We start from the raw sequence: 12,968 nt of genomic DNA, 5'->3' as shown, positions 1-12,968 counted from the left end.
ATTCGTCAACCTCACACTTCAAATAATTCTTCATATCTTTTTTCTGAACCAGCTACTTCTTTATACATGTCCAATATTGTAATCTCAGCTGCTTTTAATTCATCAAGTAAACGTTGAAGTTGATAGTTGCCTAAATTTACTTTAAGACCATTTTCAAATTGTTCTACAGTATAATGTAGTTCTTCTAACATTCTTAACGCATGAAATTTGTCATTGACTTCAAAATAATAATAGGTAGTTTCGTAAGATTGCATATTTTCTTCTATTAATTCACCATTCTTTAAAAATAGTATTTGAGATGTAACACGATCAATTTCGGCTAAATTATGAGAAGATAATAGAATAGTTGTTCCACTTTCAGATAGTTCAATTAAAATTTTTCGAACTAATATAGCACTTGTAGGATCGAGTCCATTCAGAGGCTCGTCTAATAATAAAAGTTTGGGTTTATTTATAATGGCCATTGCTAGAAGAAGATGCTGTTTCATACCCAGAGAATAATTACCTACTCTTTTTTTTATATAATGTTCCATTCCTACATATTTCGCGACCTCATTGATTCGTTTTTTATTGATACCCTGTACATCACAAATGTATTTTAGATGATCATATCCGTTTAAATAATCAAATAACACGGTATTATCCTGCAAAAAGGAAACTTCTTTAAAAACATCTGAATCCGTATTAGGTTTATCTACCAATTCAATTTTTCCCGAAGTGGCAGGAAGCAAATTCGTAATCGTATTTAAAAAGGTAGTTTTACCAGATCCATTTGGACCAACTAATGCCCAAATTCCTGGAGAGTTAATTTGTAAATCTATATTCTTTAAAACTTGGTGACTTTTATAGGTCTTAGATAGATTTTTGATTGAAAGAATGGTCAATAATATTCCCACCTTATCTATTAAAATTTATATAATACATTATTAAACTAAATATTACCTCAATAGTATAATAAATGTAAATTAAAAAATCAGTAAATTCAAATAATAATATATTAGGTTCGGTGTTGTTTGATAACAATTTTTCAGTTTTGTGAAGGGGAGAGTTGTTTTACTGTATTACCTAGGCTTTACGTTGTGTTTGGATAGACGCTTTAACCATTCTTTACCTTTCTTCTTAAATACAGCAATCTTTTGATTGTAAAGAAATGATCGATATACTTTTTGAAGTCTATATAATGGCTACATTTAAACTTTAAAGCACTTACGAAAAAAAGAGAGGTGACATTGAGTCACCTCCCTTAAAGGATGTTGGTTTTAACTTATCTAGTTGTAGTTGAAAAGAGTTATGTCTGTTTAATTTTAGAAATTAAAATGCAAGATACTGTTCAATATAAGCTTTTACTTCAGCAATCGGCATACGTTTTTGTTCCATAGAATCACGATGACGAACTGTTACTTGACCGTCTTCAACTGAATCGAAATCGTATGTGATACAGAATGGTGTACCGATTTCGTCTTGGCGACGGTAGCGTTTACCAATTGATTGTGATTCATCATAATCTACTGGGAATGCTTTACGTAATTCAGCCCATACATCAGTAGCTTGTTCTGCTAATTTTTTAGAAAGTGGTAGTACAGCTGCTTTAAATGGTGCAAGTGCAGGGTGGAATCGAAGTACTGTACGTGAATCTCCGCCTTCTAATTCTTCCTCATCATATGCATCACATAAGAATGCTAATGTTACACGGTCAGCGCCAAGTGATGGTTCGATGCAATATGGTACATAACGTTCGTTTGAAATTGGATCAATGTAAGTGAAGTCTTCACCAGAGTGTTCCATATGTCGTTTTAAGTCGAAATCTGTACGAGATGCAACGCCCCATAGTTCGCCCCAACCAAATGGGAATTTAAATTCAATATCCGTTGTTGCGTTTGAGTAGTGAGAAAGTTCTTCATCTTCGTGATCGCGAAGGCGCATAGAATCTTCATTCATGCTTAAGTTTAATAACCATTTTTTACAGAATTCTTTCCAGTATGCATGCCATTCTAGTTCTGTACCTGGTTTGCAGAAGAATTCAAGTTCCATTTGTTCAAATTCACGTGTACGGAAAGTGAAGTTACCTGGAGTAATCTCGTTACGGAATGATTTACCAACTTGTGCGATACCAAAAGGAGTACGTTTACGCATAGAACGTTGAACGTTTTTAAAGTTAACGAAAATACCTTGTGCTGTTTCAGGGCGTAGGAAAATTTCGTTTGTTGATTCTTCTGTAACACCTTGGAATGTTTTGAACATAAGGTTGAATTGACGGATTTCAGTGAAATCTTGTTCGCCACAATCAGGGCAGTGAACGTCATATTGTTTTAAGACTTCTGCCATTTTATCGAAAGGCATACCATCAACGATAATTTCTTCACCTTTAGCAAGTGCTGCGTCTTCGATTAATTTATCTGCACGGTGACGAGCTTTACAGTGTTTACAGTCAATCATCGGGTCGTTAAAGTTACCAACGTGACCTGATGCTACCCAAGTTTTTGGGTTCATTAAGATAGCAGCGTCAAGACCAACATTATATTGTGATTCTTGAACGAATTTTTGCCACCATGCTTTTTTTACATTGTTTTTAAGTTCAACACCAAGTGGACCGTAATCCCAAGTGTTTGCTAAGCCTCCATAAATTTCTGAACCAGGGAAGACGAAGCCACGATGTTTGGCTAAGCTTACGATACTTTCCATTGTTTTTGTCATTAGATTATCCCTCCATTAAATAATAAAGCACCCGTCTCCGGGCACATATTTGTACCCGGGGACGAGTGCTATTGACCCGCGGTTCCACCCCGATTGATTACCAAAGTAATCCTCTTTCAAAAAGTTAGCTCCCGGCTGCCTTTTTCTGATTTCGTGTAGACTTTCACCATCTCTACTCGCTTTATGATGAAATCATACTTATTGACCGTTCATCGCTTATTTGTTTTGTTGACATTGTAACATGCGATTCTTTTCTTCGCAATATATTCGAAAGTAGTATATAATAATTAGGAATGAGTATAACACTTTTTGAGGCGGTGAGTCCAATAGAACTCAACAAACGTCAGGAAGAGATCTTAGAAATTGTTAAGGGAAATGGCCCTATAACTGGGGAACAAATAGCTGAGCGTCTTTCACTGACTAGAGCGACACTTAGACCAGATTTAGCCATTTTAACAATGGCAGGTTTTTTGGATGCTAGACCGCGTGTTGGTTATTTTTACTCCGGTAAAAAGACAAACCAAGCTGTTGTCGATAGCATGACGAATATGAAGGTGAAAGACTTCCAATCGATTCCGGTTGTAGTTTCTGAGAATGTTTCTGTATATGATGCCATTTGTCAAATGTTTTTAGAAGATGTGGGTACAATATTTGTCGTAGATCATAATTCTTATTTGACTGGTGTGCTTTCAAGAAAAGATTTACTTCGCACAAGCATAGGTAGTCAAGATTTAAATCATATTCCCGTACATATTATCATGACGAGGATGCCAAATATAGCATTTTGCTTTAAATCAGACGGTTTAATTCAGGCAGCTCATAAACTTATTGAAAGACAAATAGATGCATTACCTGTCGTAATCGAACATCCAGATGGCTTAGAGGTCATAGGTCGTTTGACAAAAACAAATATTACACGAGCGTTTCTATCGCTTGCTGAAAATCATGATTTGTGAGGTGATGCTTCCATGAATAATTTATCTGTTTTTATCATTTCAGATTCTGTGGGAGAAACAGGTGATCTAGTAACAAAAGCAGCTATCAGTCAATTTAGACCTGGTATGCAGGATACGAAGATTCAACGTTTCCCCCATGTGGAAAGTAAAGAACAATTAACTGAAATTGTTCATCTTGCATTAGAGCAGGATGCAATTATTGTTTACACATTAGTAAAAGAAGTTATGCGTGGATTTTTACGCAACATATGCATAAAAAAAGAAATTCCAGCTGTTGACCTAATGGGACCAATTATGGAAATGCTAGGGGAAACACTTCAAATTGAACCATTGGAAGAGCCAGGGTTGGTCCGTAAATTAGATGATGACTATTTTCAAAAAATAGAGGCGATTGAATTTGCAGTAAAATACGACGATGGTCGTGATCCAAGAGGATTACTAAAAGCCGATATCGTATTGATTGGTGTGTCTCGTACTTCTAAAACACCACTTTCGCAATTTTTAGCACACAAACGGTATAAAGTAGCGAATGTACCACTTGTACCAGAAGTGGAACCGCCAGAAGAATTATTCTTAGTGGATCCAGCTAAGTGCTTCGGTCTTGTGATTTCTCCTGAAAAACTAAATAGCATACGAAAAGAACGTTTAATTGCATTAGGATTAAATGATGGTGCTCACTATGCAAAACTTGAACGTATTAATGAAGAAATAGTACATTTTAAAAGTGTAGTTGATCGTATTGATTGTCAAGTTATTGATGTTACAAACAAAGCTGTTGAAGAAACAGCAAATGATATTATCCATCGTATTCAATCATCACACCAATGATATGAGTGTGGAACCCTCCTTCAGGGGAGGTTTTTTTGTGTTTTATCAATAAAATATCAAAAAAGTGATAGAAATTTCAAGTGAAATGTTTTATAATAAAAAATTGTGGTAAAAATAATTACAAGGATTTTGCCCATACTAGCTTAAATAAAAAATTTTTGTCGAAAAATGAAGGACTTTATAGTAATTATCTCGAATTCAGTTATGAGCAAAAAAAGATGGTGATGGAATGGCGCAAAAAATACCTGAAGAGATTATTGAACAAATACGTTCAAAAGCGGATATTGTAGACGTTGTTGGCGACTTTGTACAGTTGACAAAACGTGGAAGAAACTATTTTGGATTATGTCCGTTCCACGGGGAGCAAACGCCTTCTTTTTCTGTATCTACAGATAAACAAATATTCCATTGCTTTGGCTGCGGCGCTGGGGGAAGTGCCATTACATTTTTAATGGACATTGAGAATATTTCTTTCCAAGAGGCTACAGCTAAACTTGGTGAACGTGTCGGCATCCATGTCGAAATTTCATCAACACCGGAACATCATACGCAACCAATTTCTCCAGAAGAAGGACGTATGAAGGATGCCCATGCTTTTGCTGCTGAATATTATCAGCACTTACTTTTAAATACTGAAGAAGGCGAGCAAGGGCTTAACTATTTGCTACAAAGAGGGTTTACAAAAGAGGAAATCGAAACAAATGGAATAGGTTATTCCCTGCCCCATTGGGATTCGTTAACTCAACTTTTAACACGAAAAGGCTTTAGTTTAGAAGAAATGGAACAATGCGGATTAATTATTAAACGAGAGGACGGATCAGGCTATTTTGACCGTTTCAGAAGCCGCGTAATGTTTCCAATTCGGGATGAACAAGGTAAGATTATTGCGTTCTCAGGTCGTATTCTGGATAGTGGAGGAGAAGATGCTAAGTATCTAAATAGCCCAGAATCTCCAATTTTTCATAAGGGACAAGTATTATATAACTTGGACCAAGCTAGACCTATTATACGAAAAGAACGTAATGTTGTGTTATTTGAAGGTTTTATGGATGTGCTCTCTGCAAAAAGAGCAAGTGTCTTTAACGGGGTTGCAACTATGGGAACTGCCCTTACGATGCAACATATGACGAAGTTAAAGCGTCTTACTGATCATATAATTGTTTGCTATGATGGCGATAAAGCTGGATGGGAAGCTGCAAGAAAAGCTGCTGAAATGTTACACGCAGAAAGAATAAACGTTGAAGTTGCAGTTCTTCCAACAGGTTTAGACCCAGATGAATATATACAGCAATTTGGACCAGAAGCTTTTAAAGAAAAAGTAATAAGTGAACCGCAAGCATATGTCGCATTTATGCTGATGTATGTAAGACGTAACAAGAATTTTCAATACCAAAATGATGTATTGCAATATGTAGATGAAGCTTTGAATTATTTGGTTGAAGGAATTTCACTCATTGAAAAAGAATTATATATCAAACAGATTTCAATGGACACGAATATTTCTGAAGAAACTTTACAACTGCAATTACGTCAAAAGGAAGCACAGATTGCAAAAGGCTCTAAAAGAATTGAGCAACAAGTGCTACCCAAAACTGAACAGCTTACTCTTCAAAAGAAAAAAATCACAGCGACTGATCGTGCGGAAAGATCACTCTTAGCACATATGTTACACAACATTGACGTTGTAGATAGAATTCGCCAAGAAGAGAGTACAAATCCCTTTGTACGGGATGATTATATGGCTATCTATATTCACCTTATTGGATTTTATGAAGAACATCAAAAAGCGGATTATCAACGCTTTGCAGAAGTTATTGGTGATAGAGAGCTACGGAAAATCATTATGGAAGCTGCTCTCGTAGAGCGTGATCCGAATCATGCTGAAGAGGAAATTTCTGACTGCTTGAAACAGGTGAAGAAATTTAGAATCGAACAACAAATACAAGATAAAAACCATGCTATAAAAGAAGCAGAAAAGATGCATGACATGAGAAGTGCATTGCAGCTTTCACAAGAAGTTATTGATTTAAGGAAATCACTATCAAGAGTGTAATTGGATAGTGATTGTTAGAAGGAGGAAACACCTGTGGCGGACAAGTCTAAACGTTCAACCGATGAAACAGAAGTAAAAGAAATAGATCTGGAACATACTTTAGAAGAAACAAAAAAATTCTTACTAGAAACAGGTAAGAAAAACGGTGAATTATCTTATGCAGAAATTGCAGATAAACTGCAAACCTATGAAATGGAAGCTGATGCAGTAGAAGAATTCATCGAAAAACTTGAAACTAATGGTATCGAATTAGGTGGCAAAGACGGTGATGAAGAAAATTTAGATCGTCTACTTAAAGGCAAAGACCATGAAGAAACGTTTGACTTGAATGATTTAAGTGTTCCACCAGGCGTCAAAATAAATGACCCCGTTCGTATGTATCTAAAAGAAATCGGTAGAGTTGACTTATTAAGTGCAAAAGAAGAGATCGCACTTGCTGAACGTATCGAACAAGGTGACGATGAAGCACGCAAACGATTAGCAGAAGCAAATTTACGTCTTGTAGTTAGTATCGCAAAACGTTACGTTGGCCGTGGTATGTTATTCCTTGATTTAATTCAAGAAGGTAATATGGGTCTAATCAAAGCTGTAGAAAAATTTGACTACCGTAAAGGTTTCAAATTCTCAACTTATGCAACTTGGTGGATTCGCCAAGCGATAACTCGTGCAATTGCTGACCAAGCACGTACGATTCGTATTCCAGTGCATATGGTCGAAACCATAAATAAATTAATTCGTGTTCAACGTCAATTACTTCAAGATTTAGGACGCGAACCAACACCTGAAGAAATCGGTGAAGAAATGGATTTAACACCAGAAAAAGTTCGTGAAATCCTAAAAATCGCTCAAGAACCAGTATCATTGGAAACACCAATTGGTGAAGAAGATGATTCGCATTTGGGAGATTTCATCGAAGACTCAGAAGCACAATCACCATCAGATCATGCAGCTTATGAACTTTTAAAAGAACAATTAGAAGATGTCTTAGATACACTTACTGATCGTGAAGAAAATGTTCTACGTTTACGTTTCGGTTTAGATGATGGCCGTACGCGTACACTTGAAGAAGTAGGGAAAGTATTTGGTGTCACAAGAGAACGTATTCGTCAAATAGAAGCGAAGGCTCTAAGAAAATTGCGCCACCCATCACGAAGTAAACGTTTAAAAGACTTTCTAGAATAGGATAAAAGACACTCCAATTAGGGGTGTCTTTTTTCGTCGAATAAGGTAAAATTATGGGTGAAAATGGTTTCTAAAGCTGGGGGCGTTTAAGTGAACAGTCAAAAGAAAGAAATTATCCTAAATGAGATCCTATTCTGGAAGAAGAACAAGCTATTACCGGAACACTATTGTGATTTTTTAACAACTTTATATTCTCAAGGGGAAGAAGTAGAGGGTTACACAAAGTTGGAAGTCAACGCATCTAAGTCCATATTAGCAGAAAGTTCGACAAAGAATAATTTGAAAATGATATTTTTATCAATTGGTACAGCTGTTTTATTAATTACATTATTTGTATTAAAAGCACCATTTGTTCTTATTCCTGTAATATTAAGTATTAGTGTAATTATTGCTCTTTTATTATTTCTTTTTAAATATACACAAAATAAAACAATTATGACTACCTTTTCCTATGCGACGGTAGCTTTGCTGATTTTGGGTGTCTCAATTAAACTCGAAAATCTATTTTTAGTCGAAAAAACACTAGTACTCTATGGTGTGCTAATAGGGAATTGTCTTTTATGGTTGATTTCTGGTAAACTATTAAATTTAATTTATTTTAAAATTTCGGGAGTAGTCGGGTTAATTATTATTATTTTTTATATGTTATTCAAGTGAATCAATTTCATAAATCTATTTTAGCGGCATACTAAGTAAATACTGGAAATGAAATATTATCCGAATTATTGAGTTGCTTATTTAGAAACTATTCATATTTTTTAACTAGAAAAGCATTAATGAAATTGAATAAGATGAGAAAAATTATAAAATATGACAGAATATGATGTGAGAATTCGTCGATAAAGTTGTTGCACCTGGTAGACAGAGATCGTACAAAACAGTTTGTAAGAAATTTTTAAACAATTAGGTAAAATGCGAATAATGGGATTGCTTTTGAAGAAACTTAAGATGAAGCAGTTGCAGATGGTTTTGCAATCATAACGGAAGAACTGAGTAGAGTTCATCTAAAGGTATTACGTATTCTGCTCATATTTCATTAGGAGGTGCTCCACTCCCTTTATTTGGAACGAAAGAACAAAAGGGAAGATTCTAACAGTGATTTGTACAGGAGAAACCTTGGAGTATTATTTGTTTTAACAGAGCCTAATGCAGCTTCTAATGGTGAAGGTACTGAGACAATTGCAATGCTTGCGAATGGTTATATATAATTAATGAAAGTAAAGGTTATATTACAAATGTAAGCCATGCAAAACATCACATCTTGCATTAAAGACTATGTTTAGGGAATATTAAGGGGCAAAAGCACATTGGTTATTAGTACTGGATTTTACATTCATGTACCATATGACAAATAGATTTGAATGTATCAACAATCGGGCTTTTATCTTAGTATGTACAAGTTTCAATAGAGTATTTAATGAACAAAGAAGGTTTAAGGAATTTAACGACTTATATGTATCTAAAATTACTTTGGGAATAGTACGGTAAACCATTCAAATGCACAGATAGAATTACGAGAAAGAGTATAAAGTAGAACATTATTTAAGGGGTTAAAAACTGTTATAAAATAGAAAATATTACACTTAAGTTGGAATAATGGTAATAGCAAGATAAATTGGATGTTAATATATCGATTGTGTCATAATTGTCACAAAAAAGGGAAAACTTATTCAGAAGGTCTTTTCGTTTTACCAGTTATGAAGTACAATATTAAGTGTTGACTGATTCTATTTATAGAAATAGATTGAACTTATTAGGGAGGGTAATTGATGAAAAAGAATCCTATTATTCCGTATATCTTAATCATGGCATTCGGTCTAGGTTTAATCTTCTTCATGTCTATTGACGGAGCAGATAAAAAAGCCGAAATCGCAAAAGGCGGAAAAGAAGCAAAAACTGAACAAACAGCTGGTAAAGGTGAAGCAGCAGGTGCAGCAGATCCAGAAGCAATTGCTAAACAAAAATGTATTTCTTGTCATGGCGATAACCTTAAAGGTAATGTAGGTCCAAACTTACATGGTACAGGTTTATCTGATGCCCAAGTAAAAGAAATTCTTACTAAAGGTAAAGGCGGTATGCCACCTGGACTTGTTTCAGGTGCAGATCTTGATGCTATGGCTAAATATATCTCTGAATTAAAATAATTAATTCTTATATATTTTCCAAACCCTTATCCTCGAATCGGATAAGGGTTTTTCTATGTAAAAATTAGCCACCTCAACTAGATTTATGTAAAAACTAGCGACTTTTTAGAATTTAACATAAACGAATGGATTCTTTATAACAATATTCTATGCAAAAAGTGATTATTTTCGTTACAATACTACAAGAAGGAGGGCTATTACTTGAATGCTCAAAAATTATCAAAACGACTAGAAAAAGTAGCATCATTTGTACCACAAAATGCGATTGTTGCTGATATAGGAAGTGATCACGCATACTTACCGTGCTATTTAGTCCTAAACAACCTTGCCACAAGTGCAATTGCTGGTGAAGTTGTAAAAGGCCCTTATGAATCAGCGTGTCATGAAGTACAACAAGAAGGTTTACAAAAACAAATTACAGTACGACTAGCAAATGGTTTACAAGCAATAGAACAAGAAGATCATGTAACAGCCATTACAATTGCAGGAATGGGTGGACCGTTAATCGCATCTATTTTGGAAAAAGATGTAGAACGATTAATTGGTGTAGAACGCTTAATTCTTCAACCAAATATACATGCGATTGCCATACGAGAATGGGCTATTCGCCGTAATTGGAAAATAGTTGATGAAGCAATTTTAAATGAAGATGACAAAATCTATGAAGTAATAGTGCTTGAACCTGGAGAAGATTCACTAACAGAAGAGCAGCTATTACTAGGTCCTGTTTTAATGAGACAACAAAATGAAGTATTCAAAGAAAAATGGAATCGTGAAATTCAACAATGGCAACATGTATTAAAGGCAATGGAAAAAGCAGAACAATCGGTTGAAATTATCGAAAAAGCGAAAGAATTGCAGCATCGGATTGAAATGGTGAAGGAGGTTTTATAACTATGAAGCAAACAAATGGACAAGAAATTATCCAGCTTTTTGAATCATGGTCTCCTAAGAAAATTGCTGCAAAGGATGGAGATCCTATTGGTTTAGCAATTGGAACATTAAATAAGTCTGTTTCAAAAGTATTAGTCACTTTAGATGTAAATGAAGATGTTGTTGATGAAGCAATTAAAAATGGCTGCGAGTTAATCATTGCTCATCATCCACCAATCTTTAGCAAATTAGCAAATGTACGTACTGATCTCCCTAAGGGAAAACTAATCGAAAAATGTATCAAAAATGATATCGCCGTCTATGCTGCACATACAAATTTGGATGTTGCAGAAGGTGGAGTAAATGATCTTCTAGCAGAAGCATTGCAACTGAAAAATTGTGAAGTACTTGTACCCACTTTTTCTGAGAAAATGTATAAGCTAGCAGTTTTCGTTCCTGAAGACCATGCAGATGAGTTACGCCAAGCATTAGCAGGTGCTGGTGCTGGACAAATAGGAGACTATGATTCATGTAGTTACACCATTTCTGGGCAAGGAAGGTTTAGAGCATTAAATGGTGCACAGCCTTATACTGGAGAAATCGGGAAATTGCATACTGAAGCTGAAGTGAAAATAGAAGTGGTTGTTGCAGAAATGAATAAAAACAAAGTCTTGCGTGCAATGCTAAACCATCATCCATATGAAGAACCAGCATATGATTTATATGCTTTAGAAACACCTGCAAAAGAAATGGGTTTGGGACGAATTGGTACAGTTGACGCTATGACTTTAAAAGAATTTGCTGAACATGTGAAGAAATCATTAAATGTACCAAAGGTAAGAGCTGTTGGTGATTTGAATTCAAAGGTTTCGAAAATTGCTGTCCTTGGTGGAGATGGTAACAAATACATCTATGCTGCAAAACGAGCAGGTGCCGACGTATTTGTAACAGGAGATATGTACTTCCATGTGGCTCAAGATGCGGAAAGTATAGGGTTGCATATTGTTGATCCAGGTCATCATGTTGAAAGTGTGATGAAAGAGGGTGTTGCACTAAAAATGGCAACCCTTTGTACAGAAAACAAAATTGAATGTGCATTTATTGCTTCAAAACTTTCAACAGAACCTTTCCAATTTATATAATAATACTGTAAAACAAAAGAGCGTCTATTCAGTCTGAAAGGACTAATTAGACGCTCTTTTACTACCAAAATAATCATCTTCTTATTAGATTAAGAAGATGTGAAGTAACTTTCTATTTTTTTGATAAATTATAAGGTAAGATTTTCTCAACAGGTTTTGGTTGTTTTATCTTAGGTAAAATTTTGTCCAGTGTAACTGTACGAGCTAAGTTATGTGTTGTTGGATCTTTTGGATCATATTGTTCCAAGAATTTGATAACCTCTTTAACAATTGGCGTTGGGGTAGAAGCGCCAGCAGTTACACCGACTTTTTCAACGCCTTCAAGCCACTCTAATTTAAGTTCAGATAAATCTGCAATACGATAAGAATTCGTATGAGCAATTTCTTCAGAAACTTGAGTTAAACGATTAGAGTTATTACTTTTAGGATCACCAACAACAATCAGCAAATCAGCATCACCTGCTTGTTTTGCAACAGCTTCTTGACGAACTTGAGTTGCTAAGCAGATTTCTTGATGGACTTCAATATTTGGGTATTTTTCTTTCAAATGGTCCATTAAATGAGCAACGTCCCATTGGCTCATTGTCGTTTGATTTGTTACGAGAATTTTATCTCGTGTTACTTGTAATTGATCAATATCTTCAATACTTTGTACTAAAAATACATGGTCTGGAGCAACACCAATTGCTCCTTCTGGTTCGGGATGACCTTTTTTTCCGATATAAACAATATCGTAGCCATGGGCTGATTTTTCTTCTATTAAATCATGTGTAACTGTAACATCTGGACATGTTGCATCTATGGCAATTAACCCTTTTTTTCGTGCTAATTCACGTACTTCGGGAGAGACGCCATGAGCAGTGAAAATTACAGTACCTTTATCTACTTTTTCTAAAATTTCTAAGCGGTCTTTACCGTCTAATGTGATGATGCCATCTTGTTCGAATGCATCGGTTACGTGTTTGTTGTGAACAATCATACCAAGAATATAGATGGGTCTTGGTAGTGTTTTGTCTAAGGCTGCATTGCGTGCGATGACCATAGCATCAACAACGCCGTAGCAGTAACCTCTTGGTGTGATTTTAATGACTTCCAT

11 protein-coding genes are annotated in these 12,968 nt (G+C 35.3%); 8 read left to right on the top strand and 3 right to left on the bottom strand.

Annotation, left to right across the window (positions count from 1 at the left end; genetic code table 11):
* Positions 1–11: 11 nt before the first annotated feature.
* Both ACIQ4I_RS09515 and ACIQ4I_RS09510 read right to left on the bottom strand, forming a co-directional pair.
* The gene (locus tag ACIQ4I_RS09515) at positions 12–884 is read right to left on the bottom strand and encodes an ABC transporter ATP-binding protein (protein ID WP_403095657.1); all 873 of its coding nucleotides are present in this window, start codon (positions 882–884) and stop codon (positions 12–14) included.
* Positions 885–1,311: 427 nt separating this feature from the next.
* Positions 1,312–2,694 carry a glycine--tRNA ligase gene (locus tag ACIQ4I_RS09510; RefSeq protein ID WP_403095656.1) on the bottom strand — a complete coding sequence of 461 codons (1,383 nt, stop codon included), beginning with the start codon at positions 2,692–2,694 and terminating at the stop codon, positions 1,312–1,314.
* 317 nt (positions 2,695–3,011) lie between these two features.
* Between ACIQ4I_RS09510 and ccpN the strand changes: the two genes are divergently transcribed.
* From ccpN to ACIQ4I_RS09470, 8 genes are all read left to right on the top strand, one after another.
* Complete coding sequence (ccpN, locus tag ACIQ4I_RS09505) at positions 3,012–3,650, top strand: transcriptional regulator CcpN (RefSeq protein ID WP_403095654.1); 639 nt, start codon at positions 3,012–3,014, stop codon at positions 3,648–3,650.
* Positions 3,651–3,662: 12 nt separating this feature from the next.
* Complete coding sequence (locus ACIQ4I_RS09500; RefSeq protein WP_403095652.1) at positions 3,663–4,478, top strand: pyruvate, water dikinase regulatory protein; 816 nt, start codon at positions 3,663–3,665, stop codon at positions 4,476–4,478.
* A 229-nt stretch (positions 4,479–4,707) separates the two neighbouring features.
* Entirely contained in the window at positions 4,708–6,531 is a 1,824-nt protein-coding gene (gene dnaG, locus ACIQ4I_RS09495; protein WP_403095650.1) for a DNA primase, read from the top strand.
* A 33-nt stretch (positions 6,532–6,564) separates the two neighbouring features.
* Positions 6,565–7,713, top strand: a complete 1,149-nt coding sequence (gene rpoD, locus ACIQ4I_RS09490) for an RNA polymerase sigma factor RpoD (RefSeq protein ID WP_403095648.1) — start codon at positions 6,565–6,567, stop codon at positions 7,711–7,713.
* A gap of 90 nt (positions 7,714–7,803) precedes the next feature.
* Positions 7,804–8,370: an NfeD family protein gene (locus ACIQ4I_RS09485; protein WP_403095646.1), complete on the top strand. Its 567-nt coding sequence runs from the start codon at positions 7,804–7,806 to the stop codon at positions 8,368–8,370.
* 1,112 nt (positions 8,371–9,482) lie between these two features.
* On the top strand, positions 9,483–9,857 hold the full coding sequence (gene cccA, locus ACIQ4I_RS09480) for a cytochrome c550 (protein WP_403095644.1): 375 nt from the start codon (positions 9,483–9,485) through the stop codon (positions 9,855–9,857).
* Between the two features lie 201 nt (positions 9,858–10,058).
* Positions 10,059–10,751: a tRNA (adenine(22)-N(1))-methyltransferase gene (locus ACIQ4I_RS09475; RefSeq protein WP_403095642.1), complete on the top strand. Its 693-nt coding sequence runs from the start codon at positions 10,059–10,061 to the stop codon at positions 10,749–10,751.
* A 2-nt stretch (positions 10,752–10,753) separates the two neighbouring features.
* Positions 10,754–11,872 carry a Nif3-like dinuclear metal center hexameric protein gene (locus tag ACIQ4I_RS09470; RefSeq protein WP_403095640.1) on the top strand — a complete coding sequence of 373 codons (1,119 nt, stop codon included), beginning with the start codon at positions 10,754–10,756 and terminating at the stop codon, positions 11,870–11,872.
* Between the two features lie 112 nt (positions 11,873–11,984).
* Here the strand turns inward: ACIQ4I_RS09470 and ACIQ4I_RS09465 are convergent, their stop codons facing one another.
* Positions 11,985–12,968, bottom strand: a complete 984-nt coding sequence (locus tag ACIQ4I_RS09465; RefSeq protein WP_403095638.1) for a 4-hydroxy-3-methylbut-2-enyl diphosphate reductase — start codon at positions 12,966–12,968, stop codon at positions 11,985–11,987.

Origin of the sequence: Rummeliibacillus sp. NPDC094406 (genome assembly GCF_044763875.1) — a bacterium.
Lineage (GTDB): Bacteria > Bacillota > Bacilli > Bacillales_A > Planococcaceae > Rummeliibacillus.
The sequence above is the reverse complement of the archived record's forward strand: the minus strand, read 5'-3'. Positions and strand labels throughout refer to the sequence as shown.

What these genes read in the sequence shown, in the direction of transcription:
- dnaG (WP_403095650.1), top strand. Translation starts at nt 4,708, where the DNA reads ATGGCGCAAAAAATACCTGAAGAGATTATTGAACAAATACGTTCAAAA.
- ACIQ4I_RS09500 (WP_403095652.1), top strand. Translation starts at nt 3,663, where the DNA reads ATGAATAATTTATCTGTTTTTATCATTTCAGATTCTGTGGGAGAAACA.
- ACIQ4I_RS09465 (WP_403095638.1), bottom strand. Translation starts at nt 12,968, where the DNA reads ATGGAAGTCATTAAAATCACACCAAGAGGTTACTGCTACGGCGTTGTT.
- cccA (WP_403095644.1), top strand. Translation starts at nt 9,483, where the DNA reads ATGAAAAAGAATCCTATTATTCCGTATATCTTAATCATGGCATTCGGT.
- ACIQ4I_RS09470 (WP_403095640.1), top strand. Translation starts at nt 10,754, where the DNA reads ATGAAGCAAACAAATGGACAAGAAATTATCCAGCTTTTTGAATCATGG.
- ACIQ4I_RS09510 (WP_403095656.1), bottom strand. Translation starts at nt 2,694, where the DNA reads ATGACAAAAACAATGGAAAGTATCGTAAGCTTAGCCAAACATCGTGGC.